The 21,945-nt window shown below is 74.6% G+C and carries 23 protein-coding genes and 2 pseudogenes; 15 read left to right on the top strand and 10 right to left on the bottom strand.

Annotated features, from left to right (window positions below):
• The first annotated feature begins 6 nt into the window (after window positions 1–6).
• From O1G21_RS21325 to O1G21_RS21315, 3 genes are all read left to right on the top strand, one after another.
• Entirely contained in the window at window positions 7–576 is a 570-nt protein-coding gene (locus tag O1G21_RS21325) for a methyltransferase family protein (RefSeq protein WP_270146090.1), read from the top strand.
• A gap of 198 nt (window positions 577–774) precedes the next feature.
• A complete protein-coding gene (gene tatA / locus O1G21_RS21320) occupies window positions 775–1,056 on the top strand; it encodes a Sec-independent protein translocase subunit TatA (RefSeq protein ID WP_270146089.1) in 282 nt (93 codons plus the stop codon).
• Between the two features lie 223 nt (window positions 1,057–1,279).
• Window positions 1,280–1,798, top strand: coding sequence for a potassium channel family protein (locus O1G21_RS21315; protein ID WP_270146088.1), 519 nt, complete (start codon window positions 1,280–1,282; stop codon window positions 1,796–1,798).
• A 62-nt stretch (window positions 1,799–1,860) separates the two neighbouring features.
• Here the strand turns inward: O1G21_RS21315 and O1G21_RS21310 are convergent.
• The 4 genes and pseudogenes from O1G21_RS21310 to O1G21_RS21295 form a co-directional block, all read right to left on the bottom strand.
• Window positions 1,861–2,236: pseudogene (locus O1G21_RS21310) on the bottom strand (VOC family protein).
• A 131-nt stretch (window positions 2,237–2,367) separates the two neighbouring features.
• Entirely contained in the window at window positions 2,368–3,984 is a 1,617-nt protein-coding gene (locus tag O1G21_RS21305; RefSeq protein WP_270146087.1) for a protein kinase domain-containing protein, read from the bottom strand.
• 745 nt (window positions 3,985–4,729) lie between these two features.
• Window positions 4,730–5,710 (bottom strand): hypothetical protein, encoded by a 981-nt coding sequence (locus tag O1G21_RS21300; RefSeq protein WP_270146086.1) that lies wholly within the window; start codon window positions 5,708–5,710, stop codon window positions 4,730–4,732.
• Window positions 5,707–6,540: an RNA polymerase sigma factor gene (locus O1G21_RS21295; RefSeq protein WP_405000690.1), complete on the bottom strand. Its 834-nt coding sequence runs from the start codon at window positions 6,538–6,540 to the stop codon at window positions 5,707–5,709. Before O1G21_RS21295 ends, O1G21_RS21300 begins: the two co-directional genes overlap by 4 nt.
• 539 nt (window positions 6,541–7,079) lie before the next feature.
• On the opposite strand from O1G21_RS21295, the gene O1G21_RS21290 reads away from it, so the two are divergent.
• The 3 genes from O1G21_RS21290 (at window position 7,080) to O1G21_RS21280 (ending at window position 9,541) form a co-directional block, all read left to right on the top strand.
• A complete protein-coding gene (locus tag O1G21_RS21290; protein ID WP_270146085.1) occupies window positions 7,080–7,805 on the top strand; it encodes a VC0807 family protein in 726 nt (241 codons plus the stop codon).
• A 129-nt stretch (window positions 7,806–7,934) separates the two neighbouring features.
• Window positions 7,935–8,672: a tyrosine-protein phosphatase gene (locus O1G21_RS21285; protein WP_270146084.1), complete on the top strand. Its 738-nt coding sequence runs from the start codon at window positions 7,935–7,937 to the stop codon at window positions 8,670–8,672.
• 107 nt (window positions 8,673–8,779) lie between these two features.
• The gene (locus O1G21_RS21280) at window positions 8,780–9,541 is read left to right on the top strand and encodes a Clp protease N-terminal domain-containing protein (protein WP_270146083.1); all 762 of its coding nucleotides are present in this window, start codon (window positions 8,780–8,782) and stop codon (window positions 9,539–9,541) included.
• 66 nt (window positions 9,542–9,607) lie between these two features.
• On the opposite strand, the gene O1G21_RS21275 is transcribed toward O1G21_RS21280, so the two are convergent.
• The 5 genes from O1G21_RS21275 to O1G21_RS21255 form a co-directional block, all read right to left on the bottom strand.
• On the bottom strand, window positions 9,608–10,099 hold the full coding sequence (locus tag O1G21_RS21275) for an NUDIX domain-containing protein (RefSeq protein ID WP_270146082.1): 492 nt from the start codon (window positions 10,097–10,099) through the stop codon (window positions 9,608–9,610).
• Window positions 10,100–10,201: 102 nt separating this feature from the next.
• Window positions 10,202–11,179 (bottom strand): sigma-70 family RNA polymerase sigma factor, encoded by a 978-nt coding sequence (locus O1G21_RS21270; RefSeq protein ID WP_270146081.1) that lies wholly within the window; start codon window positions 11,177–11,179, stop codon window positions 10,202–10,204.
• A 220-nt stretch (window positions 11,180–11,399) separates the two neighbouring features.
• On the bottom strand, window positions 11,400–11,669 hold the full coding sequence (locus O1G21_RS21265; protein ID WP_270146080.1) for a hypothetical protein: 270 nt from the start codon (window positions 11,667–11,669) through the stop codon (window positions 11,400–11,402).
• Window positions 11,670–11,804: 135 nt separating this feature from the next.
• Entirely contained in the window at window positions 11,805–12,071 is a 267-nt protein-coding gene (locus O1G21_RS21260) for a UBP-type zinc finger domain-containing protein (RefSeq protein ID WP_270146079.1), read from the bottom strand.
• The gene (locus O1G21_RS21255; RefSeq protein WP_270146078.1) at window positions 12,068–12,601 is read right to left on the bottom strand and encodes an MmyB family transcriptional regulator; all 534 of its coding nucleotides are present in this window, start codon (window positions 12,599–12,601) and stop codon (window positions 12,068–12,070) included. The genes O1G21_RS21260 and O1G21_RS21255 overlap by 4 nt, the downstream gene beginning before the upstream one ends.
• Here O1G21_RS21255 and O1G21_RS21250 point away from each other — a divergent pair.
• Together O1G21_RS21250 and O1G21_RS21245 are read left to right on the top strand one after the other, a co-directional pair.
• Complete coding sequence (locus tag O1G21_RS21250; RefSeq protein ID WP_405000689.1) at window positions 12,582–12,893, top strand: Rossmann-fold NAD(P)-binding domain-containing protein; 312 nt, start codon at window positions 12,582–12,584, stop codon at window positions 12,891–12,893. The two genes, O1G21_RS21255 and O1G21_RS21250, sit on opposite strands and share 20 nt — an antisense overlap.
• A 53-nt stretch (window positions 12,894–12,946) precedes the next feature.
• Window positions 12,947–15,871: a lysylphosphatidylglycerol synthase transmembrane domain-containing protein gene (locus O1G21_RS21245; RefSeq protein ID WP_270146077.1), complete on the top strand. Its 2,925-nt coding sequence runs from the start codon at window positions 12,947–12,949 to the stop codon at window positions 15,869–15,871.
• 20 nt (window positions 15,872–15,891) lie between these two features.
• Here O1G21_RS21245 and O1G21_RS21240 read toward each other — a convergent pair whose 3' ends face one another.
• Window positions 15,892–16,089: a hypothetical protein gene (locus O1G21_RS21240; RefSeq protein WP_270146076.1), complete on the bottom strand. Its 198-nt coding sequence runs from the start codon at window positions 16,087–16,089 to the stop codon at window positions 15,892–15,894.
• A 197-nt stretch (window positions 16,090–16,286) separates the two neighbouring features.
• Here O1G21_RS21240 and O1G21_RS21235 point away from each other — a divergent pair, with 197 nt between their 5' ends.
• From O1G21_RS21235 to O1G21_RS21205, 7 genes and pseudogenes are all read left to right on the top strand, one after another.
• Window positions 16,287–16,754 carry a carboxymuconolactone decarboxylase family protein gene (locus O1G21_RS21235; RefSeq protein WP_270146075.1) on the top strand — a complete coding sequence of 156 codons (468 nt, stop codon included), beginning with the start codon at window positions 16,287–16,289 and terminating at the stop codon, window positions 16,752–16,754.
• A gap of 194 nt (window positions 16,755–16,948) precedes the next feature.
• A complete protein-coding gene (locus O1G21_RS21230; protein ID WP_270146074.1) occupies window positions 16,949–17,593 on the top strand; it encodes a class I SAM-dependent methyltransferase in 645 nt (214 codons plus the stop codon).
• Window positions 17,590–18,165, top strand: a complete 576-nt coding sequence (locus O1G21_RS21225; RefSeq protein WP_270146073.1) for a TrmH family RNA methyltransferase — start codon at window positions 17,590–17,592, stop codon at window positions 18,163–18,165. The genes O1G21_RS21230 and O1G21_RS21225 overlap by 4 nt, the downstream gene beginning before the upstream one ends.
• 178 nt (window positions 18,166–18,343) lie before the next feature.
• Window positions 18,344–19,240 carry an ABC transporter ATP-binding protein gene (locus tag O1G21_RS21220; protein WP_270146072.1) on the top strand — a complete coding sequence of 299 codons (897 nt, stop codon included), beginning with the start codon at window positions 18,344–18,346 and terminating at the stop codon, window positions 19,238–19,240.
• Window positions 19,234–20,850, top strand: coding sequence for an ABC transporter permease (locus O1G21_RS21215; RefSeq protein ID WP_270146071.1), 1,617 nt, complete (start codon window positions 19,234–19,236; stop codon window positions 20,848–20,850). The genes O1G21_RS21220 and O1G21_RS21215 overlap by 7 nt, the downstream gene beginning before the upstream one ends.
• A 152-nt stretch (window positions 20,851–21,002) precedes the next feature.
• Window positions 21,003–21,551, top strand: a complete 549-nt coding sequence (locus tag O1G21_RS21210; RefSeq protein ID WP_270146070.1) for a hypothetical protein — start codon at window positions 21,003–21,005, stop codon at window positions 21,549–21,551.
• A 31-nt stretch (window positions 21,552–21,582) separates the two neighbouring features.
• Window positions 21,583–21,723, top strand: a pseudogene (locus tag O1G21_RS21205) (beta-ketoacyl-ACP reductase); the annotation flags it as partial.
• Between the last annotated feature and the right edge of the window lie 222 nt (window positions 21,724–21,945).

Below are 21,945 nucleotides of genomic sequence, written 5' to 3'. Positions count from 1 at the left end.
CGCCGCATGTCCGTGCCGTCCCTCCTCACCCTGCTCGGCGTCCTCTGCTGGATCGCCTACGAGCTGCTACTGCGCCGCCGCGAGGACTCGGCGGCCGGCACCTGGCACGCGGACGACCGCGACCGCGGCTCGACCCGGCTGCTGCTCTCCTGCTACGTCGCGTCCGTACTGGCCGTGGTGCTGCTCGACCGCGCCTCGATCGGCGAACTGCCCACCTGGGCACGCTGGTTCGGGGTCGCGATGGTGGCCGCCGGGCTGGCCCTGCGGGCCTGGGGCATGCGGACCCTGGGCCGCTACTACACCCGCACCCTGCGCACCGTGGACGCCCAGCACGTGGTCCGCTCCGGCCCGTACCGGCTGATCCGCCACCCCGGCTACGCCGGCAGCCTGCTGGTCTGGATCGGCTACGCGCTCGGCGCCGGCGGCTGGGCCGCGGCCCTGGTGGTCGCCGCACCGCTGCTCGGCGCGTACGGCTGGCGGATCGCGGCCGAGGAGCGGCTGCTGGTGGCGTCCTTCGGCCCGGTGTACGCGGAGTACCGGAAGGTGTCCAAGCGGCTGGTGCCGTTCGTCTATTGACCGCGCGGGGCGCGGCGCGGAATGTGGGCGGGCAGCCCGGTGGGGCCGTGCCGCTCGTGGTCCGTTCAAGCAACCCCTGGTTTTCAGCCAGCGTTTCCCGGCCGGTGTATCCGTTCGCCGTCAGGTCCAGGCATACTGGCGAGCATGGGCGCTCGCGCCCACCCGTGACTCTAGACAAGAAGGGACCGGTGGCCAGGGATGCTGCGGAACGGTCTTGAGCCCTGGCACATCTTGGTGGTGCTGGCGGTCGTAGTCCTGCTGTTCGGATCGAAGAAGCTGCCGGAGATGGCCCGCGGCCTGGGCAAGTCGATGCGCATCCTGAAGGCGGAGACCAAGGCGATGCGCGAGGAGGACACCACGGCGGACGCCGGCACCGCGCAGAGCACGGCCGCCCCCCAGCCGGGCGGCGACCGCCCGGCCGTCACGCCGACCAACGTGACCAAGGCCGCCGAGACCAAGCACACCGAGACGAGCGCCTGAGTCGTCCGAGCTCCCCGTCGAGCCCCTGGTGGATCTTCCACCGGGGGCTCGACGCCGTTCCGGGGGCTTGGTCCCGGCCGCCCTCCTCGCGTGGACGACCGGGGCGGCCACGGCGGCCCGATGACCGCTGGCCCCCGTACGGGGGAGGCCGATGACCGCCGGACCCCCGTACGGGGGAGGCCGACGGGCGGTCGAGGGTCCGTCGGGTCAGGCTGGGCGGGACATGTCCCGGAACCCGTCGCGCATCGACCCGGCAACCTCCCTCTGGCTGCTGGGTGCCTGCACCGCGCTGATGCTCGCGTACTTCACGCTGCCGCTGCGCGTCCTCGGCCCCCAACGCCCGGTGCTCAGCTGGCTGGTGTTCGCGGGTGCGCTGGTCGGGCTGAGCGCGCTGCTGCTGGCGAAGATCATGGCGGTGCTGGAGGGCCGGGCGCGCCGCCCGGTCGCCTGGCTGGCCTTCCTGATCTTCCTCGCGATGACGGTCTTCGCGGCCAGCTACTACGTCCTCGCCGGCCGCCCGGGCGATTTCGAGGGGCTGCACACCCGGCTCGACGCGCTCTACTTCACCGTCGTCACGCTGGCCACCGTCGGTTACGGGGACATCACCCCGGCCGGGCAGGCACCGCGGCTACTGGTGGTCCTGCAGATCGGCTACAACTTCGTGTTCCTCGCGGCGGCGGCCGGGACGATGTCGCGAACGATCTGGGCGGGTGCCGAGAGCCGGGCGCGCCGGCGGCCCTAACGGCTTGCCGACTGTCCTAACGGCTTGCCGGCTATCCACAGGCTGTGGACAGCCGGGCGGGCTCAGGGGTGGCTGGTGTCGATCACGCAGAAACGGTTGCCCTCGGGGTCGGCGAGCACCACGAAGTCCGGGTCCGCCGGGCAGCGGTCCCAGTCGACCCCCTCGGCGCCGAGGGCGAGCAGCCGATCGACCTGGGCGGCCTGGTCGGCGGCGTCCTCGGCGTAGAGGTCGAGGTGCACCCGCGGGTGCTCCCGGACGGGCGACTCGCTGAGCCCGAGCGCCAGTTGCACGCCGTGGCCGCCGTCGGCGGGCACCAGGACCACCCAAGTCCGGCTCGACCAGGCCCTCGCGCGGGACGTAGTCGAGGGCGGCCGTCCAGAAGGCCACCGCGCGCGGCAGGTCGGAGACACCGAGGACGAGGGAACTGATCGTCGGCATGGCGCCGTTCTGGTGCAGCATCGGTATCTGAGCCGGCGTCGGCATCGGTGCCCTGCGGCGGAGGCGGAGGCGCAGGCGCAGGCGGAGGCACAGGAGGCGCAGGCACAGGCGGAGGCGGAGGCGAAGCGGCGTCAGTCGTCCTGGAAGTTGCCGGCGGTGTGGAGGGTGGCGTACAGCGCGGACAGCCGGGCGTTCCAGTTGGCGTAGGTGGGGACGTCGATGGCGTGCTTCTTGCCCAGGTCCTTGATCGTCTTCTGGGCGCCCCTGAGCTGCTGGGCGGCGTCGTCCGGGTTGCCCTCGTTGAGCCGGGCGGCGGTGTCGTCGAGGATCCGCAGCAGCTCGGTCTGCCGGTCGCGCTCCTTGGTGATCTGCGCCTGGGCGACCGCCTGGCGGAAGGACTGCAGCTGCACCTCGGCGGGCTGGTTGCGCGGCACGGCCTGGGTGGGCGCGGGGAGCGCCGCCGAGGTGGTGGGGGCGGCGGAGCCGGCGGCCGGGCCGGGGGCGCCGGCCGTCGGGGTCGCGGCGGGGGCGGTGGGGGCCGCGGAGCCGGCGGAGGTGGCGGCCGGGGGCGCCTTGGTGGCGGCGGCGTGGCCGGCCGGCTCGTCGAAGGCGGTCAGGACCAGGGCGGTGACCCCGGCCAGGCCGGCTATGCCCAGGGCCCCGAGGACGAGGGGTTTGTTGCGGCGGTTCCGGGCGGGCGCGGGCGACGCGGCGTGGGGGCCGGCGTGGGGACCGGGGTGCGGCACGGCGGGCGGCATGGCCGGGAGCAGCGCCATCACCGAGGTCGCGGCCGACACCGGGTGCTGCGGCGCCTGGGGCGGGAGCAGGGTGGTGTGCTGCTGGTCCGGGTGCACCGGGGCCACCGGCGGCAGCACCTGGGTGGCCGCCGCGGTGGTGGCGAGAAGTTCGGCGGTCGGGTCACCGACGGCCAGGCCCGGGACGGTGGCGAGCAGTTCGGCCCGTGCCGCGGCGGCGTCGGCCGGGCGGTGGTCCGGGTTCTTGGCCAGCAGGCGCAGCACCACGGCGTCCAGGGCCGGCGGCAGGCCGGGGCGCCGGGCGGACGGCGGCAGGGGCTGCTCACTGACGTGCTTGAAGGCGATCGCCACCGGGGACTCGGCGGTGAACGGGGTCTCGCCGGTGAGCATCTCGTTCAGGACGCAGCCGACGGCGTAGAGGTCGGTGCGGCCGTCCAGGGCGGAGGCGGTGGCCTGCTCGGGCGACAGGTAGGCGGCCGTACCGAGCACGCTCGCGGTCTGGGTCAGGTTGTTGGAGGAGCCGGCCCTGGCGATGCCGAAGTCCACCACCTTCACGCCGCCGTCGTCGGTGATCATGATGTTCCCGGGCTTGATGTCCCGGTGCACCAGCTCGGCCGCGTGTGCGACCGCCAGCGCCTCGCACACCGCCGCCGCGATACCGACGGCACGCTCCACCGGCAGGTTCGGCTGCTGGGCCAGGACGGCGGCCAGCGAACGGCCCTGGACCAGCTCCATGACGATGAACGGGGTGCCCTGGTCCACGCCCGAGTCGAAGACCATGACGATCCTCGGGTGCACCAGCATCGCGGCGTGCTGCGCCTCGCGGCTGAAGCGCTCGGCGAAGCGGGGGTCGTCGGCGAGGCCGCCGTTGAGGACCTTGACGGCCACCTGACGGCCCAACACGCGGTCGACGCCGCGCCAGACGGTGGCCATACCGCCGACGCCGAGCATCTCGACGAGTTCGTAACGCCCGTTCAGCGCCCGTCCGATCACCTGGAGCTCCCCTCACGTGCGGCGCCCGGGGTCCCGGGGTGCCTCGTGCACCTGTGCACGATAGCCGCCTTGTGGTGGGGGACGGTTGGGGGCGGTGGGGGGTTCTGTGGGGGCGGGGGGCTCTCGGGAGGGTGGGTGGCCGGGGCGGTTCCGGGGGTGGCCGCTCCGGGGCTGGATGATTTTCCGACTGCCGACTCTGTGGGCGCGTGGCCGGGCGCCGTTGGCAGTCTGAAAATCACCCGCAACGCCCCTCTCCGGGCCACCCCCTCCACCGCCCCTCCTGCAGCACATCCCTCTCGCCTGGGTGAGTCGTGGGGGGGAGGTGGGCGTGGGCGCGCGAGGCGGGGCCCGCGCGCCCACGAGGGGGTGGGGGTGCGCCCATGAGGGGGTGGAGGGCTCGTCGTGGGGGCGCGGGGCGGAGCCCGCGCGCCCACGACGACGCGGATGCGGCATGGCGGCCGGGGGACCGGGCAGCGGTCCCCCGACCGCCGGATCGGGGGTGCGGCCCGCCCTGACTGCGGGCGGGCGGGCCGCACGTTCCGGGCCGGCCGGGCCGGCGGCGCGTCCGGGGTGAGCGCCTGCCGGTCCGGCCGGGGCCGGCCGGGTGGACGGCGGGCACGGGGGAGCCAACCGGCCACCCGGGGTTCGGGTGGTTGTGCGTCCTGCGGTTACTGCGGGGTGGTGCGGTCCGGGTGGGCGGCGAGCCCGGGGGGAGTCGCTCGCCGCCCACCCGGAGTTCTGGGGGTCATCTCCGGGTCGATTGGTCGTCCTCGGAGGGGCCGGTTCTGCTCGGATGGACGTTCGGCGGGGTGGGTACGGCCGATGGGCTCGGGAGGGTCACGCCGCCCTTGCCGGGCTTGACTCCGCTGGTGTCCTGACCGTTGGTGTCGCCGTTCGCGTTGCCCTTGCTCGCACCGCTGCCGGTGCCGCTGCCGCCGTGCCCGGCGGTGCCGGGTTGCCCGCCGGTGCCCTGGTGGTCGCCGCCCGGACGGCTGAGGGAGCCGCCGCAGAAGTCCGGCACGCCGTCCGCTCCGCCGGCCGCCGCGATCAGCTGGGCGAAGACCGGGTCGGCGGCCAGCTGGCGGGGGTGCTCGCCCTTGGCCGTGCGGTCCGCGAAGCTCTGGCAGAGCGGGACCAGCGCGGCGGGTGGGGCGGGGTGGACGCCGTTCCCGCCGGGCGAGGCGGGGTCGGACGGGGCGAGGCCGTGGGGATCGGCCGAGGCGCCGGTGGACGGCCGGGCGGAGCCGTTCGGGGACGCGGATCCGGTGTTGCCGGTCGCGCTCCGGGTGGAGCCGGACGGGCTGCCCGAGGTGGCCACCGTGTGCTCCGGCTCGGACGAGCCGCCGCCGAGGGCGGACTGCCAGTTCCCGGTGCCGGCGGCGACCGCGACCCCGCACAGCGCGGTGGCGCCGAGCACGGCGGCAGCGGCCTTCGTGCTGAAGGCCCTGGCCAGCGCGGCGGTTGCCATCGATCGTCTCCGGATGGGGGTCACTACGGGGTCGGGCGTGAGACTCGCCTCCCGGAACGCGGCCAGGGCGGCCTCCTCCCCGGCCAGTTCCGCCGCCGTCGCCGGGGCGGCGGCCGCGGCCAGCACCCGGGCGAGCTGCCCGGGACCGTCCGGTCCGGTGAGCGAGGCGTCCTGCCCGGCCGACGGGGCGGCCACGGCACCGCCGAGCAGCTGCTCGGCGGCATCACGGTCGATCCGACGGGATCGGTTGGTGCTCATCTCATGTCCTTCAGCGTCGCGGCCCGGCGTTCTGTCACACCCTGCGGAGAACTTTTTTTCGCGGGTTTCCCCGCGGCTTCCTCAGCGGGCTCCTTCGCGGTCGGCGCGGCCCGGCCCGCGGCACCCGGTTCGGTCCGCCGGGCGGCCGGGATCCCGGCGCCGGAGGCGAAGGGCTGGTCCAGCAGCTTGGCCAGCCGCCGCAGCCCCCGGTGGGCGGCCATCCGGACGCTGCCGGCCCGCTTGCCGAGCACCTGGGCGGCGCTCTCGGCGTCCAGCTCCATGACCACTCTCAGCAGCACCGCCTCGGCCTGGTCGCGCGGCAGCCGGGAGATCAGCGCCAGCGCGTCGGCGGTGCCGACCGTGGTGAGCGCGGCGCGCGCGGTGTCGTCCCCGGCGGCCAGCTCGACCAGGTACTCGAACGGCAGGTCGGCGACCGGGCGGCGGCGGCGGGCGCGCAGGTGGTCCATCGCGCGGTTGCGGGCGATGGTGGCGGCCCAGCCGCGGAAGCCGTCCCCGTCGCCGGAGAAGCCGCGGAGGTCGCGGGCGATCTGCAGCCAGGTCTCGGAGGCGATGTCCTCGGCGTCCTGCATGTCCTCCGGCCGTCCGCCGACCAGCACTCTCAGGTAGCGCAGCAGACCCGGCTGGACGGTCCGGAAGAGCAGCCGGAACGCCTGTTCGTCACCCTCCTGCGCGGCGCGGACCGCCTCGGTCAGGTCGGTGGGAACGGCGCCCCCGCCCGGCGGGGGGCCGGCGGGAGGTACTGGTCCGGACCGGCCGAGGGGGCTGCCGGTGCCCGCTCCGGGGCGTTCTGCACTCTGCACCCGCCACATGATGCGCCATTCGAGCGAACGGGTCGGCTCCGGTCGAAGGACCGGACCGGTCGGAACCAAGATCCAATGGCCGGCTGCCGTTCGTCCGCGACCCCGGAACGCCGCCCCCGCCAGGCTTGTTGGTGGACGAATCGATTCAGGTCGCGACCGTGACCGGATCGCCGGGTCCGCCGAAGCCGCCGGACCCGCCGCCGTGACCCCGCGCCCGTACTCCTGATGTCCGCCCGGGCCCGTCCGACTGCTCCCCGGTCGAGCGGGGTGGGCCGGTCGCACCACGTCCTGGCCGGCGCCGCACAGGGGCTCCCGTCCGTCGGGGACGAACGGTTCCGGACGGTGCGCCGCCTGGACACGCCGGCCCGCGCGCTGTGCACGCCCCCGGAGGAATGAGCTGGTCAGCGCCGGTGTCACGGTCCGCCCAGTGACAACTGTCATGCGGATCACGCAACGGACGGCACTGCTCCGACGGAGGGCCGGACGGAAAGACTGGAGGCACGACGCGGGCAGCGGCCCGCAGTCACCAGCCGGGGGAGGAACCCACCATGAGCAGCCAGACCGTCAGCGCCGCCACCGCCGCTCCCGCCCAGGCCGCCGAAGCGCCGAACCCGCTGGTCTCCGGGCTGCGCCCGATCGTCCTCGACGTGGTCGCGCCGCTGGCCGGCTACTACCTGCTGCACTCGGCCTGCGGCCTGAGCGAGTTCGCCGCGCTGGCCTGGAGCAGCGCCTTCTCGGCCGGCCGGACCGTCCTCGGCCTGCTGGGCGAGCGCAAGGTCAACCTGTGGGCCTCGCTGATGCTGGTGGTCAACCTGGCCGGTCTGGCGCTCACCTTCGTCACCGGCGACGCCCGGATGATGATCGCCAAGGACGGCTTGCTGAGCGGCACCGTTGCGCTGGCGATCCTGGTCTCGGCGCTGGTCGGCCGTCCGGTGATGACCCCGATGCTGATGCCCTTCGTCACCAAGGGCAACCGGGATCGCGCCGCCGCCTGGCAGCGGCTGGTCGAGGGCCGGGCGGCCGCCTCGCGGGCCTTCCACCGCCACGAGCGGGTGTTCGCCGGCATCTGGGGCACCGCGCTGCTGGCCGAGTGCGCGGCCCGGGTGGTCGGCGCCTTCACCCTGCCGGTGTCGACCATGGCCTGGCTGTCCACCGTGTTCCTGATCGGCGCGATCGTGGGCGGTTCGCTGCTCGGCCAGATCGCGGTCGAGCCGATCGAGAAGCTGGTCGAGGCCGAGGTCGAGGCCGAGGTCGAGGCCCCCGTCGCCGCCTGAGCCCCGCTCGGGCCACCGCCTGAACTGCGGGTTCCGACCGTTCGAACAGTCAGGAACCATCGGGATCTCCCGGGAGTCCTTATAACGAGGGGGTAACGGGCCCCCGACCGAGGAAACGGGGAGCCCACCATGCGGACCGACGCGCTGACCACCACCGAGGACCGCACCCTCGTCTGGGACGGCTGCCTGAACGTCCGCGACCTGGGCGGACTGCCCACCGCCTCCGGCCGACCGACCGTCCGTGGCGCGATAGTCCGGGCGGACAACCTGGACCGCCTCACCCGCGAGGGCTGGGACGCCCTCCTCGACCACGGTGTCCGCACCGTGGTCGACCTGCGCGACGCCGAGGAGTACAAGCCGCTCCTCCCGCTCCCCGAGGACGTCGAACTGGTCCGCGTCCCGCTGGACGAGCTGGCCGGCCCCGCCTGGTGGGAGACCCACGGCCGACTGGACGGCACCCCGCTGGCCTTCCGTCCGTACCTGGAGCACTGCCCGCACGCCGCCGCCGCGCTGGTCACCGCGATCGCCGACGCCCGCCCCGGCGGACTGGTGGTGCACTGCGGCGCCGGCCGTGACCGCACCGGCCTGGCCGCCCTGCTGCTGCTCGCCCTGGCCGGGGTCGACCGGGCCGCGATCGCCGAGGACTACCTGCTGAGCGCCCCCAACGTCCGTCCGCTGTACGCGATGCTCGGTCTGCCGGACCCGTACCGCCGGATCGACGCGGCGCTGGCCGAGGCCGGGACCACCGCCGAGGCCGCTCTGACTGCCGCCCTCGAGGGGCTCGATCCGGTGGGCTACCTGCTCGCGGCGGGGGTCACGCCCGCCCGGATCGCCGCCGTCCGGGAGCGGCTGCTGCCCGGCGCGTAGGGCGCGTAGCACGTCGGGGGCGTTCGACGGGACACGAAAACAAGCTACCCACAGGTAGCGTCAACTCATGGTTGACGATCCTCGGATCGACAACCTACGGTTGACGCATGGAGAATCCCGTTGTTCCCAACACCACTCCGCTGCGCCTCGACGACCTGATCGCCGCGATCAAGAAGGTCCACACCGACGCGCTCGACCAGCTCTCCGACGCGGTCATCGCCGCCGACCACCTCGGCGACCTCGCCGATCACCTGATCGGCCACTTCGTGGACCAGGCCCGCCGCTCCGGCGCCTCCTGGACCGACATCGGCCGCAGCATGGGCGTCAGCAAGCAGGCCGCCCAGAAGCGCTTCGTCCCCAAGGGCCCGGGCACCCCGGCCGACCTAGACCCCGAGCAGGGCTTCGCCCGGTTCACGCCCCGGGCCCGCAAGGTCATCGTGGCCTCGCAGGAGGAGGCCAGGAAGGCGAGCAACCCCGAGATCACCGCCGGGCACATCCTGCTCGGGCTGCTCGCCGAGCCCGAGGGCATCGGGCTCAAGGCGCTCGCCGCCCAGGGCGTCACCCCGGAGGCCGTCCGGGCGGCGGCCACCGCCGTCCTGCCGACCGCGGTCGAGCAGGCGATCCCCGCGCTGATCCCGTACGACGCGCAGGGCAAGAAGGTGATCGAGCTGACCTTCCGCGAGGCGCTCAAGCTCGGCCACAACTACGTCGGCACCGAGCACATCCTGCTCGCGCTGCTGGAGTTCGAGAACGGCGAGGGCGTGCTCGCCGGACTGAAGGTGGACAAGTCCGAGGCGGAGACCTTCATCGCCGAGGCCGTCGCCGCCATCATCGCCGCCCGGAACGCGGAGTCCGGACAGCAGCGGTGAGACCTCCGTCGGCCCGCCGTGCCCGGGTGGAACTCCCGCCCGGGGCACGGCACTTCCGCGTTCCGCTCAGAATCCCGAGACGTGGGTGGTGACGATCCGGACCCGGCCGTCGGCGGCCGCCGCCAACGCCGCCCGCAGCCGGGCCGAACGGGCCGGACCGAGCAGTTCCAGTGCCTCCTCGACCGGGGCCCAGCGGTGGGTGTCCAGCTCGCCGGCCGGCACGGTCACCGGGGTGCCGTCCGGGACGGTACCGAAGTCGAACAGGAAGTGCTGGGCGGGGTGGTCGAGTTCACCCGAGGGGTGGGTCCAGGAGATGGCCAGCAGATCGCCCGCCTCCTGGACGATGCCGGTCTCCTCAGCCAACTCCCGCTCGGCGCACTCGACCGGGCCCTCGCCGAGGTCGATCGTCCCGCCCGGGAACTGCCAGTGCTCGCGGTACCCGGCCTTCACGATCAGGATCCGGCCGGACTCGTCGCGCAGCAGGCAGCCCGCCGCCGCGTAGATCCGGGGCAGGGAGGCCAGCCACTCCTCGCGGGATCTCAAGGGCTCAGCCGTCACGGTGTTCCTCCTGGGGCAGGGCGGTTCGGTCGCCCCCCACTCTGCCACCGCCGCCCTGACCGGCCCGACCGTCCTGCTCGGCGGGGAGCCGGGCCGGGAGGCCTACTCGGCGGGTAGCCGGGCCGGGAGACCGAACAGCGGGAAGAGCACGTCGGTGTCCAGGAAGTTGGTGAGCCCGGTGATCCGGCCCTCCGACACCTCCGGCACGATCAGCGCCCACGGCTCGTGCCCGCCGGCCGGGCTCGGCCGGTACTGGGCGAGGGCCGGGCCGCCGTTGGCCGTCACCGGGAGCAGCCGGGAGCCCCGGCAGCCGTGCCCCGGGCCCAGCATCCAGGCCCGGATCTCCTCCCGCCCCCGCAGCCACATCGCGAACGGCGGCATGTTGAGCGTGACGTCCTCGTGCAGCAGCGCCGCCAGGCCGTCCATGTCGTACGCCTCGAAGGCGCGGACGTAGCGGTCCAGCAGCGCCCGCTGCGCCTCGTCCATCGCGGGGGCCGGGCGGGCGGCCGAGGAGTCGGCGGCGAGCACCGCGCGCGCCCGCTGCAACGCGCTGTTGACCGAGGCGACCGTGACGCCGAGCAGTTCGGCCACCTCGGCGGCCTTCCAGCCGAGCACCTCGCGCAGGATCAGCACCGCCCGCTGCCGGGGCGCGAGGCGCTGCAGCACGGCGACGAAGGCCAGCTTCACCGACTCGCGCTGGGCGGCCACGTCGGCCGGATCCCCCGTCCCGGCCAGGACCCGGTCGTCCGGCGCGGGGCCGATCCACGTCACCCCGGGCAGCCGGGCGTCGCTCGCGGTGGCCACCGTCACCGGACCGGCGAGATCCATCGGACGGGCGCGGCCCTTGCGGCCGTTCAGCGCGTCCAGGCAGACGTTGGTGGCTATTCGGTACACCCAGGAGCGCAGCGCGGCCCGCCCCTCGAAGCCCCGGTGCCCGCGCCAGGCGCGGACCATGGTCTCCTGCACCGCGTCCTCGGCCTCGAAGACCGAACCGAGCATCCGGTAGCAGTAGCCGGTGAGTTCGGTGCGGTACCGCTCCAACTGGAGCTCGACCGGCTCCTCCGTGATCACATCGGCCATGGCGCGCCCCCGTCCTATTGCCGCGTGCCGCTGAACGGGACGAACGTAGCGCACCGTACCGACAACCCGGCGGGGCGGAGCGGCAAGCGCCCTGAGCGTGCGTCAGGGGCGGACGCCGGACCGGTGGCGTCCGCCCCCGCGGGACCTTCGACCTCCGGCAGGGGGCCGTCGGCCGGCCGGGCCGGTCGTCAGCCGGGCCGTCGTTCTGTGGGGCCGTCGTTCAGTGGACGGAGTGCTTCTCCGCGCCGCGGTGCCGGTGCCCCTTGAGCTCCGCGTGCATCGCCGGGGCGGAGGGCACCACCGAGGACGCCGCGTCGCGCCCACCGTGGCGGAAGGCGTCTCCGGAGGGGTTCGCGGCGGCGGAGGACACCACGCCGGCCAGCGGCTTCGGTCCGAGCCGGCTGGGCGTGCTCACCATGCCCCGGCGTTCCAGTAGGTCCTGGGTGCCCTGGCGGAACTTGGCGGTGCTGCCCGCTGTGCGCTTGGTCATCGTCGGCCTCCCTTCGGCGGCCACGGCCGGACGGATGCCGACCGGAGGGGCCGCACGGGCGTTATGTCCGGATTTTATCCGGCCAGCGGGCCGGTGCCACCGGGGAGGCCGGGGTCCGGGCGGCCGGGGGCGTGCTCAGCCCATGACCTCGTGGACGAAGCACCAACGCCAGTCCTCCCCCGGCTCGTACGAGCGGATCACCGGGTGGGAGGAGTTGTGGAAGTGCGCGGTGGCGTGCCGCTGCGGCGAGTTGTCGCAGCAGCCGATGTGGCCGCAGTCCAGGCAGATCCGCAGGTGCACCCAGTCCCGACGGCCCTGGGCCAGGCAGTCGGCGCAGCCGTCGGTGGGCGGGAGGGGCTCGATGTCCCGGGGGGCCATGGCGAGGTCTTCGCAGGCGCTCATGGTCGAAGGCTATGACGGCCGGGGCCGGGCCGCCGCTTCAGGACGCCCCCGGGAGTGGGTGGCGTGCCGGGCTCCGCCGCCCCGGGTGCCGCCGTACCGGCCCCGGCCGGGCCCGGCGAGGTGGCGGGCGCGGCATCCGGGGCCGTCCAACTGGCCAGCAGGGCCGGCTTCTGGGCGGTGGGCGAGTCCGGTGGGGCGGTGTAGACGACCAGCATCTGGTCCGGCACGCCGTTGACGGTCAGGATCTCGTAGCCGAACTCGAGCCCGCCGACCAGCGGGTGCCGGAGCAGCTTCACGCCGCTGGTCTTCTCCCGCACCAGGTGGTCCGCCCAGAGCCGGCGGAACTCCTCGCTGCACAGCGACAGTTCGCCGACCAGGGCGGCCAGGGCCGGGTCGTCGGGGTGCGGTCCGGCGTCCCGGCGCAGCTGGGCGACGGGCTCCGCGACGACCGCCTCCCACTGGGGGTGGAAGTCGCGGGCGGCGGGGTCGAGGAAGGCGTCCCGGGCCTGGTTGGGCGGCGAACCCGCCATGGCGGCGGCGGGTTCGGAGAAACCCCAGCTGCCCGCCGCCCTGCGCGCCGAACTCGGCCCGCGCGACGTCCGGGTCAGCGCGATCGCGCCCGGCCTGACCGACACCGAACTCGGCGGACACATCGACAACCCGGTGCTGCGGGAGCAACTCGGCGGCATGTTCGCCGCCATCCCGGCGCTCCACGCGGAGGACGTCGCCGACCTGATCGCCTACACCGTCAGCCGCCCCGGCAGGTCAACCCGCGCCACCAGGTGGTGCTGCCGACCCGGCAGACCTGACCTTCGGGCCTGACGAGGGCCGGATCCCCGCTCCGGACCCACGGGTGGCATGGGAGCATGCCACCCGTGGCGATCGTGACGGGGAGAACGGACGGCGACACCGGCGGGGGCGGCAGTACGGCCCCGGCCGGGCGGCCGGACACCAGCGGGGGCATACCCGGGCAACCGGGCAACGGCGCAGGCGCGGGCACAGACGCGGGCGCAGCGGGACGGCCGGGCGCCGAGCGGCGGCGGGCCCGACCGCTGTCCGACGCCGGCCGGATCCGGCAGCCCGTCGCCCTGATCCGGCTGCTCACCGGCCTGCTCGCGATGGCGCTCACCCTGCTGCTCGCCGACTACGCCCGCGCCACCACCGTGGGCATCGCCTCCGACGTCGCCGAGGCCGCCGCACTGGTGCCGCAGACCCTGGCCGGCCTGGCCGGCGGGCTCACCACCGCCGCCGTCCTGCTGCTGCCGGTCGGACTCGCCGTCCGCCGCCTGCTCGGCCCGGACCGGCGGCGCGCCCTCCAACAGGTCTCCGACGGCCTGCTCGCCGCCGTCACCGCGTACGGCGCCACCCTCGCCCTGGATCTGTGGGCCGACGACCTCGCCCCGCCCTCACTGCTCACCGCACTCACCCAGCCGCTCCCCGGCAACCTGCTCGGGCACACCGAACCGGTCTACGGCTACCTCGCCCCCGTCCTCGCCTTCATGACCGCCTCCGGCAGTCGCGAACGGCGCCTGCCCTGGGCCGTCCTCGCGCTCTCCGGCCTCGCCGGACTGGCCGGCGGGTACGCCACCCCCACCGCGCTGCTGCTCGGCCTGTTGATCGGCTGGACCGGCGCCCACGGCACCCTGTACGCCGTCGGCACCCCGGACCCGCGGCCCAGGCCCGGGGAGGTCCTGCGCGCCCTGCGGGACAGCGGGCTGCGGCCCGTCGAGGCCCTCCCCGCCGGACCGGACCACTACCGGATCCGGCAGGCCGAGGAGCGGCCCGAACTCGACGTCCAACTCCTCGACCGGCAGGCCGTCACGGCTGCCGCCGTCCAGCGCGCCTGGCGTCGACTGCGGCTGCGCACCGCGCCCCACCCCCGCGCACTGCGCTCACCGCGCACCGGGCTGGAACACGAGGCCCTGGTCACCTACGCGGCCCTCGCCGCCGGAGTGCGCACCCGCCGGATCGCCGCCACCGCGGGCCTCGGCCACGACACCGCCCTGATCGCCTACGAGCACCTGGCCGGCCGCACCCTGGACCAGCTCGACGACTCGGAGATCACCGACGAGCTCCTCACCGACGCCTGGAGCCAGCTCGCCCTGCTCCAGCGCCGCGAGATCGCCCACCGCGCCCTCGTCCCCTCCTCCCTGCTGGTCGACGACACCGGCGCGGTCCACCTGGTCGACTTCGCCGACGGCGACATCGCGGCGAGCGAACTCGTCCTGCGCTGCGACATCGCCCAGCTCCTCACCACCCTCGCCCTCCGGGCCGGCGCCGCCCGCTCCGTCCGCGCCGCCACCACCGTCCTCGGACCCGACGCCCTGGGCGCCGCCCTCCCCCTCCTCCAGCCGATAGCCCTCGCCCGCACTACCCGCCAGTCGCTCAAGCGCCACCCGGACGGGAAGGAGGCGGCGGCCGCGGACCCGCAGGCGCTGGAGGGCGGCCCGGCGGAAGCGGCCGGCGGCGCGCGCCCGACCGGGCGGCACGCGGCCCCGCCCCTGCTCACCCGCGAGGTCGGCACGGCCGTGCCGGCGGGCGAGGCGCGGCCGGGGCACGGCGACAGCGGCGAGCCCGCGACGATCGGCATGGCCACCGATGGGGCCGGCGCCGCGGTCGCCGGGCCGACCACGGGAGGGGACGGCGGCTCGGGCAGCGCTGCCGCCCCCACCGGGTCGTACGCCGCAGCGCCGACCGGCCCGGTCCGCCCGGTCGGGGCAGACCGTCGCGGCGCCGGCGAGCCCTCCGCCGAGCAGCAGGACTCCGGCGGCGGCGAGCCGGGCCCGACCGGCGGCCTGCTCGAGGAGATCCGGGCGGAGGTGCTGCGCGGTCGACCGGAGGTGGTGGGGCGGCCGGTGCGGCTGGAACGGCTGCGGCCGCGGACGCTGCTGGCGGTGGTGGGCGGGGTGGTGGCCGGGTGGCTGCTGATCCCGCAGTTCTTCGCGGCCGAGGACAACCCGATCGCGGCCCTCGCGGACGCCGATCCGTGGTGGCTGGCGCTGGCGGTGGTGGCGGCGGGGCTGAGCCACGTGGCGGCGGGGATGGGGTTCGTCGGGTTCGTTCCGGAGCGGCTGGACTTCCGCAACGTCGTGCTGGCGCAGCTGGCCGGGGCGTTCGTGAAGCTGGTGTCCCCCGGGGGCGTCGGCGGGATCGCGCTGAACACCCGGCTGCTGCAGCAGGCGAACATCCCGACCGCGCAGGCGCTGTCCAGCGTCGGGGTGGGGCAGTTGATCGGGCTGGTGCTGCACCTGCTGCAGCTGGGGGCCTTCGTCTACCTGGTGGACGCGCAGCCGGGCGGTTCGGAACTGGAGGCACTGCCCGCCGTGGTCGTCGGGCTGGTGGTGGCCGCGGTGCTGCTGGCGGTGGTGTGGTCGATCCCGCCGGCCCGGCGGTGGCTGGGGGCGCGGCTGCGGCCGTTGACGGCTCAGGTGCTGCCGCGCCTGCTGGACCTGCTGCGCAATCCGGGCCGGCTGGCGGTGGGGGTGTCCGGGCAGCTGCTGGTGTCGCTCTGCCTGATCTCCTGCCTGTACTGCTGCGCCCTGGCGATCGGCCGGGAGCCGTCCTTCGCCTCGGTGGCCGTGGTGTTCCTGGTCGGCAATGCGGCGGGCAACGCCGCGCCGACTCCGGGCGGGGCCGGCGCGGTGGACATGGCGCTGGTCATCGGGCTGCAACAGACCGCGTCGATGGAGGAGGGCGGTGCGCTGGCGGCGGTGGCGCTGTTCCGGCTGCTGACGCTGATCCTGCCGGTGCTGCCGGGCTGGGCGGCGATGACCTGGCTGCAGCGCCGCAAGGCGCTGTAGGGGTGGTGGGGCCGGACGGCCTACTCGCGGTAGTCGTCCTCGTCGAGCTGGACGATCCGGCTCTGCTCGGCGGCGTCGGCGACGTCGGTGGCCGGGTCCGCGCCGAGGGCCCGGCGCTCGGCGACCTCGTCGTACTCGTCGCCGGTGGGCTCCTCCTCGTCGGGTTCGACGGTTTCGGTGGTCTCGTCGATCAGGTAGTCCTCGTGGTCCTGCGGCATGGCGTCCGTCCTCACTGTCGGGAGACTCCCAGGGCCCGGATGGCGTACTGGCAGTATCCGCCGCCGGGCGCGCGGACGCGACGCGCCGGGGCCGCTCCGGCGTGTTGTCCGGTCGCGCCACCGGGCCGAATTGACCCATGGATTCCGCACCGGAATGACCCATGGCACGGGTGCATTCCGCTCCTAGGGTCGTAGCCATGACGACGAACGAGATCACCTCCGCCCCCGCCCGCCTCGACTACGCCCGCACCGTCCCCAAGGTGTTCCGCGCGATGATCGCCCTGGACGCGGCCGCCCGCGAGGGCCTCGACCCGGCGCTGGTCGAGCTGGTGCAGATGCGCACCTCGCAGCTGAACAACTGCGCGTACTGCCTGGACATGCACGCCAAGGACGCCCGCAAGGCCGGCGAGACCGACGAGCGGATCTACCTGCTGCCGGTCTGGCACGAGGCCCCGGCCGGGGTGTACAGCGAGCGCGAGCGGGCCGCGCTCGCGCTGGCCGAGGAGATCGTGCGGATCGGCGCCGGGGTCTCGGACGCGGTGTACGCCCGGGCCGCCGATCACTTCGCCGAGGCGGAGCTGGCACAGCTGATCTCGGTGTGCTTCACCATCAACGCCTGGAACCGGATCAACATCACCACCCGCAAGACCCCGGGCACGCTGTAACGCCGGCGGCCGGCCCGCCCTCGCCCCGCCCTCGCCCCGCCCCCGTCGGGGTCCCCGGCGGGCCTCCGGCGGGCCCGCACCGCGGGGCCGCGCGGAACGCGCCGCAGGCCACCGGGGGTACGATCGGTGCCGTACCCAGGGCTTACCCACACCCACCCGGTGGCCCCGAGGCCCATACGAACGACGGGGAAATCATGTCCGGCTCGCACTACTTCTCCAGTGCACCCGAGGTCGCCAGCGAGCGCCGGCCGATCACGGTCTCGCTGCCGGACCTGACCCTCGAACTGACCACCGACACCGGGGTGTTCTCGCACGGTCGGCTCGACCAGGGCACCCGGATCCTGCTGGAGCACGCCCCGCAGCCGCGGGTGCGCGGGCCGATCCTGGACATCGGCTGCGGCTACGGCCCGATCGCGCTGACCTGGGCGACCCGGCGCAAGCGGCTGCCGGTCTGGGCGGTGGACGTCAACGAGCGCGCGCTGGAGCTGGTCCGGCTGAACGCCGAGGCGCTGCGGCTTGGCAACGTCCAGGCCGCGCTGCCGGAGGACGTCCCCGAGGACCTCCGGTTCGCCACCATCTACTCCAATCCGCCGATCCGGATCGGCAAGTCCGAGCTGCGCAGGCTGCTGACGCACTGGCTCGGCCGACTGACCCCGGACGGTTCGGCGTTCCTCGTGGTGCAGAAGCACCTGGGCTCGGACTCGCTGCAGAAGTGGCTCAACGACCAGGGCTACCCGACGTCCCGGGTCACGTCGGTCAACGGGTTCCGGATTCTGGAAGCACGGCCCCGCCCGGATGCGGGCGAGGGCTCGGAGAGTGGACGGGGAACGACGTCGTGAAGCAGCTGCGCGGGACCGAACTGAAGCGACTGCACCGCTCGTGGCGGCGCAGCAACGAGTTCCGGCTCGCGATGATCCTGGAGAACCTGCAGTCGCCGTTCAACGTCGGCTCGGTGGTCCGGACCGGGGCGGCGATGGGCGCCGAGAAGCTGTACCTGACCGGGGACACCCCGTCGGTGCGCTCGACCGGTGCGCAGAAGGCCGCGATGGGCACGGACAAGTACCTGAAGGTGGAGCACTTCCCGACCGTCGCCGAGGCGGTCGCGGCCGCGAAGGCGGACGGCTTCAAGGTGGTCGGGCTGGAGCTGGCGGACGAGGCGGTGCCGATGTTCGCCGCCGAGCTGACCCCGGCGGTGGCCTTCGTGCTCGGGCACGAGGACCGCGGGATCACGCCCGAGGCGCTGGCGCTCTGCGACCAGGTGGTGTTCGTGCCGCAGCTGGGCCGGGTCGGCTCGCTGAACGTCTCGGCGGCCGCCACGGTGGCCTGCTACGAGGCGCGCCGCCAGGGGTTCGCGCTCAGCGGCACCCCGGACGGGAGCGACGCCGGCGGCGACTTCGGCGACGAGGACTGACCAGGACTGACCAGGACCGGCGAGAACTGACCGCGACCAACCAGGCCTGACATCGGATCAGATGACCGGAGGGGTGTGCCGAAAGGCCCACCCCTCCGTCGTTCTCCGCGCCGGAAGCCCTCGGATATCTGCCGAACGGCAGATGTGCGGAAGCGGCCCGGACGGAAGCATTTCGGGCGTGACCGAACTCCAGATCCTCGACCTCACCAAGGAGTACCGGGGCGGCAAACGCGCCGTCGACTCCTTCTCGCTGACGCTCCGGCCCGGCGTGCTCGGCCTGCTCGGTGCCAACGGCGCCGGCAAGTCGAGTCTGATGCGCATCCTGGCCACGGTCACCCGGCCCACCTCGGGGCGGGTGCTGTGGCAGGGGATGGACATCGCCCGCCACCCCGGGCCGCTGCGCCGCGCCGTCGGCTACCTGCCGCAGGACTTCGGCGTCTACCCGCAGCTCACCGCCCGCGAGTTCCTCGCCTACCTGGCCGCCGCCAAGGGGCTGCGGCGGCGCTCCGCCAAGGCCCGGATCGAGGAACTGCTCGAACTGGTCAACCTCTCGGGCGCGGCCGGGCAGCGCCTGGGGGCGATGTCCGGCGGAATGCGCCAGCGGGTCGGCATCGCCCAGGCGCTGCTCAACGACCCGGCGCTGCTGATCGTGGACGAGCCGACGGTCGGGCTCGATCCCGAGGAGCGGCTGCGCTTCGGCAGTCTGCTGAGCGGGCTCGGCGCCGAACGGATCGTCGTGCTCTCCACCCACATCGTCCCGGACGTGGCGGCCACCGCCGACCGGATCGCGGTGATGGGCGGCGGTCGGCTGCTGCACCACGGCAGCGCGGAGGACCTGCTGCGCGGCGCCGAGGGCTCGGTCTGGGAGCTGACGGTCCCGGCCGACCAACTCCCGCCGCTGCGCTCGCGGTTCCTGCTCGGCGGCACCACCCGCACCCCGCAGGGCGTCCGGGCGCGGGTGCTGTCCCGGCATGCGCCCACCGCCGAGGCGCGGCCGGTACCGCCCCGGCTGGAGGACGCGTACCTGCTGCTCACCGCCGACCGGGCCGCTGCGGAGCAGGTGGCGGCATGGTGACGCGGATCGGGGCACTGGCTCTGGCCGACTTCCGGGAGCGCCGACGGCGCCCTGGCTACCTGGTCGTGCTGCTCGGCACCCTCGCGCTCGGGCTGCTGGCCGCACCACTGGGCGACTCCCGCTGGGAGGTGTTCCAGGTGACCGACCTGCGCGGCCGCTACACCAGCGGCTACGTGGGGACGGTGACGGCGCTCGGCGGCGCCGTCTGGCTCTCGCTGGTGGGCTTCGCGATCGCCCGGGGCGCCATCGGGCGGGACGAGCAGAGCGGCGTCGGCCGGCTCCTCGCCGCCACCCCGCTGAGCCGGATCGGGTACCTGGCGGGCAAGTTCGTCAGCAACCTGCTGCTGTTCGGCTCGATGCTGCTCGCACTGGCCGGAACGGCGCTCGCGGTGCAACTGATCAAGGGCGACTCGGACCAGGTGGACGTGGTGCGGCTGCTGCTGCCGTACGTCCTGATCACGCTGCCGCTGCTGGCGGCGGTGGCCGGGTGCGCGGTGCTCTTCGACACCGTGCCCGGGCTGCGCGGCGGGCTGGGGGCGGCGGTCTGGCTCGCGGTCTGGCTGGTCTGCGTGGTGGGCGCCCAGGCCGGCGGCGGGCCGGACCTACTGGGCATGCGGCGGATCACCACCTCGATCCGGGAGGTGCTCGCGGCCGGCGGGCGGCCGGTCGACGGCGTTGAGTTCGGCGTGGGCCTGACGGCGGACGACCGGGTGCTCGGCACCTTCGACTGGCCCGGTCTCGGGCCGGGCGAGGCGCTCGGGCCGGCGGCCACGGGGGTGCTGCTGGCCGGTGCGGCGGTGGGGACCGCGCTGCTCGGGGCGCTGTGGCTCCGGAGCTTCGACGGGCCGCACGTCCGCCCGGGCGCCGGGTCGGCCGGGCGGACCAGCGCGGGCGCCGGGTCGGAAGGGCGGACCAGCGCGGGCGCTCCGGGCGCTCCGACCGGGGGCGCGGCGGCGTCCTCGGCCGGCCCGGCGGGCTTCGCCCTGGACCTGACCCGGCTGACCGTTCCCCGGCAGGGGCCCATCGGATTCGACGCGCTGCTCGGGGAGTTGCGGGTCCTGGTGCGGGGGCAGCGGCTGTGGTGGGCCGGCGTGGCCGTGCTCGCCATGGTCGCGGCGGCCGTCACCCCGGACGGACCGAGCCACCCGGCGCTGCCGTTCGCGATGCTCTGGCCGATGCTGCTCTGGTCCCGGATGGGCCACCGAGTCGACGGCGGCAGCATCGACCAGCTGCTCGCCTCCTGTCCGTCCCCGCTGCGCCGGGGGCTGGCCGGTCTGCTCGCCGGGATCGTCCCCGCGCTGGCGGTGGTGGCCGTACCCGCTCTGCGACTGGCCGGTGCCGGGCAGTCCAGGGCGGCGGCGGGCGCCATCGCGGGCGCCCTGCTGGTCCCCGCCCTGGCGCTGCTCTGCGGCAGCCTCACCCACGGGCCCCGGCTGTTCCAGACCGTCTACCCGATGCTCTGGTACGGGATGGTCACCCACGTCTCCGGGCTGGACTTCCTCGGCGTCTCCGGGGACCGGGCCCCGGCCCCGCCGGCGGTCGCGGGCCTGGCCGCCGCGCTGGCCGCGGCCGCGCTCGCCCTGGACGCGATACGCCACGCCGCCCGGTGACACGCCACTCGGTGAGCCGGGCGGAGGAGGGCGGTTCCCCCACCGGGGGACCCGGTCCCTCCCTGCGGCGGAGGCCGCGGGGCGGAATGGACTGGGAGCTTGGAGGCAGTCGGAAAACGACCCGACTCCCTTCTCCTGATCGAGGATTGACCATGCGCAAGCTCACCACCGCCATCGCGCTGACCACCGCGGCCGTGGCTCTCGCCGCCGGAACCGCCGGCACCGCCACAGCCGCGCCCGCGTCCGCGTCCGCCGAACACCTGTCCCTGTACAGCTGGACCCTGCTCAACGAGCACGGCCCGGGCCCCAACCCGGGCGAGCGACTCACCGCGCAGGTCAGCGCCCGTACGGTGGGCGGCCACCCGCGGGGGCACGTCGTGGTGCAGCACGTGTTCGAGAAGTCCGGCACCACCCGGGCCGAGTTCGACGTCGACTGCCTGACCGTCGACGGGAACGGCGCCATCACCGTGACCGGGCCCATCTCGCAGACCGTGGTCACCCCGCTCGGGGGCGAGCCGTACCTCTATCAGGAGGGGCAGCACCCCGAGGCCGGCCTCACCTTCTACCCGACCGACGAGCAGCACCAGCGCCGGGTCGGCTGGAACCACACCAACCCCCAGATGCACACCGAAGTCGTCAAGTGCGGCCCGGTTCCGGCCGGCCTCTGGGTCATCGCCGGCGGGACCTTCCTCCGGCGGTGACGGCCAGGCCGCCCCCACCGGCCCCGAACGCATCAACAGACCGATCGTCAACCTGTCGTCAGCATCAGGGATTTACGGTAACGTCGCCCGCGCCAACTGCGCCGCCTCCGGGGCGGGGATCACCGGATTCACCGGCTCCCCGGCCAGGGAGTGCGGCCCGCGCGGCGTGCGAGCCAACGCGGTCGCCCCGGGCCCGATCGCCACCGACCTGGTCGGCGAGCTGTCCGAGGCCGCGCTGGAGCGGATGCGGGGAACGTCGCGCTCGGCCGGGTCGGCAAGCCCGAGGAGGTGGCTGATCCGGTCTCCTTCCCGCCGTGCGATCGGACGGCACACATCAGCGGGCCGGCCTTCGAGATCCACATCCATGACGGCGGCACGTGCCGATGGGCAGACG

Source organism: Kitasatospora cathayae (assembly GCF_027627435.1).
GTDB lineage: Bacteria > Actinomycetota > Actinomycetes > Streptomycetales > Streptomycetaceae > Kitasatospora > Kitasatospora cathayae.
This window is presented reverse-complemented; position numbering and strand designations above follow the sequence as displayed.

Excerpts from the sequence above, each read along its gene's own strand:
- O1G21_RS21270 (WP_270146081.1), bottom strand. The coding sequence starts at position 11,179 with ATGGCCGATGTGATCACGGAGGAGCCGGTCGAGCTCCAGTTGGAGCGG.
- O1G21_RS21255 (WP_270146078.1), bottom strand. The coding sequence starts at position 12,601 with ATGGCGGGTTCGCCGCCCAACCAGGCCCGGGACGCCTTCCTCGACCCC.
- O1G21_RS21325 (WP_270146090.1), top strand. The coding sequence starts at position 7 with ATGTCCGTGCCGTCCCTCCTCACCCTGCTCGGCGTCCTCTGCTGGATC.
- O1G21_RS21235 (WP_270146075.1), top strand. The coding sequence starts at position 16,287 with ATGACGACGAACGAGATCACCTCCGCCCCCGCCCGCCTCGACTACGCC.
- tatA (WP_270146089.1), top strand. The coding sequence starts at position 775 with ATGCTGCGGAACGGTCTTGAGCCCTGGCACATCTTGGTGGTGCTGGCG.
- O1G21_RS21280 (WP_270146083.1), top strand. The coding sequence starts at position 8,780 with ATGGAGAATCCCGTTGTTCCCAACACCACTCCGCTGCGCCTCGACGAC.
- O1G21_RS21265 (WP_270146080.1), bottom strand. The coding sequence starts at position 11,669 with ATGACCAAGCGCACAGCGGGCAGCACCGCCAAGTTCCGCCAGGGCACC.
- O1G21_RS21215 (WP_270146071.1), top strand. The coding sequence starts at position 19,234 with ATGGTGACGCGGATCGGGGCACTGGCTCTGGCCGACTTCCGGGAGCGC.
- O1G21_RS21230 (WP_270146074.1), top strand. The coding sequence starts at position 16,949 with ATGTCCGGCTCGCACTACTTCTCCAGTGCACCCGAGGTCGCCAGCGAG.
- O1G21_RS21210 (WP_270146070.1), top strand. The coding sequence starts at position 21,003 with ATGCGCAAGCTCACCACCGCCATCGCGCTGACCACCGCGGCCGTGGCT.
- O1G21_RS21290 (WP_270146085.1), top strand. The coding sequence starts at position 7,080 with ATGAGCAGCCAGACCGTCAGCGCCGCCACCGCCGCTCCCGCCCAGGCC.
- O1G21_RS21260 (WP_270146079.1), bottom strand. The coding sequence starts at position 12,071 with ATGAGCGCCTGCGAAGACCTCGCCATGGCCCCCCGGGACATCGAGCCC.
- O1G21_RS21300 (WP_270146086.1), bottom strand. The coding sequence starts at position 5,710 with ATGAGCACCAACCGATCCCGTCGGATCGACCGTGATGCCGCCGAGCAG.
- O1G21_RS21285 (WP_270146084.1), top strand. The coding sequence starts at position 7,935 with ATGCGGACCGACGCGCTGACCACCACCGAGGACCGCACCCTCGTCTGG.
- O1G21_RS21315 (WP_270146088.1), top strand. The coding sequence starts at position 1,280 with ATGTCCCGGAACCCGTCGCGCATCGACCCGGCAACCTCCCTCTGGCTG.
- O1G21_RS21240 (WP_270146076.1), bottom strand. The coding sequence starts at position 16,089 with ATGCCGCAGGACCACGAGGACTACCTGATCGACGAGACCACCGAAACC.
- O1G21_RS21295 (WP_405000690.1), bottom strand. The coding sequence starts at position 6,540 with ATGTGGCGGGTGCAGAGTGCAGAACGCCCCGGAGCGGGCACCGGCAGC.